The organism is Nitratidesulfovibrio liaohensis (genome assembly GCF_011682075.1).
GTDB lineage: Bacteria > Desulfobacterota > Desulfovibrionia > Desulfovibrionales > Desulfovibrionaceae > Cupidesulfovibrio > Cupidesulfovibrio liaohensis.
The window spans coordinates 1-2063 of the sequence record NZ_VSMK01000457.1 but is presented as its reverse complement, the minus strand read 5'-3'; the positions used below and the strand labels follow the sequence as shown (position 1 = coordinate 2063).

Sequence of the window (2063 nt, the reverse complement as noted above, 5' to 3'; positions counted from 1 at the left end):
ATCTTCAGCAGGGCCGTGGCCAGCGCGCGCAGGGCGCCGCTGGTCAGCACCAGCCCGTCGTGGGCGGCCAGCGCGGCAAAGGGGTTGGGCGCGGGCACCAGAGGCAGCCCGGTCATGTCGGCCAGCAGGGCGATGGCGCGGGGGGCAAAGGCGGGATGCGCGTTCAGGCCGGTGCCCACTGCGGTGCCGCCAAGGGCCAGACGGCACAGGTGGGGCATGGCCGCGTCCAGCCCTTCCAGGCAGGCGTCCAGCTGGGCCACCCAGCCGGACATCTCGTCGCCCAGGGTCAGGGGCACGGCGTCCTGCAGGTGGGTGCGGCCTATCTTCACGATGTCCGCGCAGGCGGCGGCCTTGGCGCGCAAGGCATCACGCAGGTGGCGCACGCCGGGCAGCAGGTCGTCGCGCAGGGCCAGCGCGGCGGCTAGGTGCATGGCCGCCGGAAAGGCGTCGTTGGACGACTGGCAGCGGTTCACGTGGTCATTGGGATGGATTGGGGGCTGAATGGGCGGATGGATGGAGGCAGGGGAATGGTCGCCAGCCCCGGCCTGCGCGGCCTCCGCCTGCAGTTGCGTGGCCCGGTTGGCCAGCACCTCGTTGACGTTCATGTTGGTCTGGGTGCCGCTGCCGGTCTGCCAGACGGAGAGCGGAAAATGGTCGTCGTGCAGACCCGCCAGCACCTCGTCGGCGGCGCGGGCGATGGCCTCGGCCATATGCGGCAGGCCCAGCTGATCGGGCTGACCGGGCGGGGGCAGCAGGCCAAGGTCGCGGTTGACCAGCGCGGCGGCCTTCTTGATGCGTGCCAGCGCGTACACCACGGGCAGGGGCATGCGGTCCGCCCCGATGCGGAAATTGTCCAGCGAACGCTGGGTCTGCGCGCCCCACAGGCGGCTTTGCTCCACCTCCACAAGGCCCATGCTGTCCCGTTCCAGCCGGTGGCCGGGCCGGGGTGCGGGGGGGGCGGCGGTGGGTTGTCCGGGCCGGTTCGTCTGGTTTGGCGTGTCCGGCAGATGGGGCTGGTCTGGCGTATCTGGCGGTTGGGGCATGTGGGCCTCCGTGGATGTGCGGGTGCGGAGCAGCGGTGGATGGGACACCCCGTATCGTTCATCCTAGCGCCGCCCGCGCGTCCCTGTCCAGCAGGGGGGAAAGTGAGGAGGACGGTTGATGCGCCGTGTGCGCCGTGTGCGCCGGATATGGCGGATACGGCGAGTCAGTCGGTGCGGAACCCGACGGCGGACAGGTGCCGCACAACTGCCGACCCGGCGGCTCTGACGTGTCCGGCCGACCCGACCGGTCTGCCCCACCCTTGGCCCTTCCTCCGCATGCGCATTGCGGTTGCGCGATCGGGGGCTCCCTGCCCCGCGCGTGCGCCGCATCCGTCGGAGTGCGTATTTTCCCTCATCCGCGCGGTTTCCCCTTGCGGAAATGGCCGCATTTGCTTCAATACATACAGTTGCACCGTACCGCAGCCCGGGCGAACACATGCGTTCGGGCGCACGCCGGGGGTCCCGGCGTCCCGGCACGGTTGCCCGGCCCGGCGCAGACGCCGGGCCTGTCGTCAGCGATGCCGTCCTGTCTTCGGCGGCGTCCCTGTTTTCGGTGTGCCGGTCCTTGCCCATGATACGGGCGGCATCGGCAATGGCGGTCGCCGGTGGCCCGCGTCACCCGGCCACGGCGAAGATTTGGGAACGAGGCATCCATGCGCACGGTTTCCGTCACTCTGGTCACCTACACCTACGACGACCACGAACTGGTCCGGGGTCTGTTGTCGTCCGTCACCGGATGGACGGCCATGCCCTCGGCCATCGTGGTCATCGACGACGGCTCTGCGCAACCGTTCGTGCTGGACCTGCCGGAAGAGGTGACCGGGCGCCTGCCCGACATAGAGGTGGTGCGCGTGCCGGAAAACCGGGGCAACACCCACGCCCGCGCGCTGGGAGCGGCCCGGGCCACCACCCGGTTCATCCTTTCGGTGGATGCGGACATCCGCTTTCCCGCGCACTGGCTGGCGGTGTGCCTGCCCGCCGCGGCCCGGCCCGGCGTGGGCATGGCGGGCACCGCCATCC

At 70.8% G+C, this 2063-nt stretch carries 2 protein-coding genes; one reads left to right on the top strand and one right to left on the bottom strand.

The genetic code is table 11. The features are described 5' to 3' along the window. Positions 1 to 1043, bottom strand: a 1043-nt coding sequence (locus tag FVW27_RS14195; protein WP_243838465.1) for a lyase family protein, incomplete at its 3' end; no start/stop codon positions are given. A 653-nt stretch (positions 1044 to 1696) separates the two neighbouring features. On the opposite strand from FVW27_RS14195, the gene FVW27_RS14190 reads away from it, so the two are divergent. Next, positions 1697 to 2063, top strand: a 367-nt coding sequence (locus FVW27_RS14190; RefSeq protein WP_167126267.1) for a glycosyltransferase family 2 protein, incomplete at its 3' end; no start/stop codon positions are given.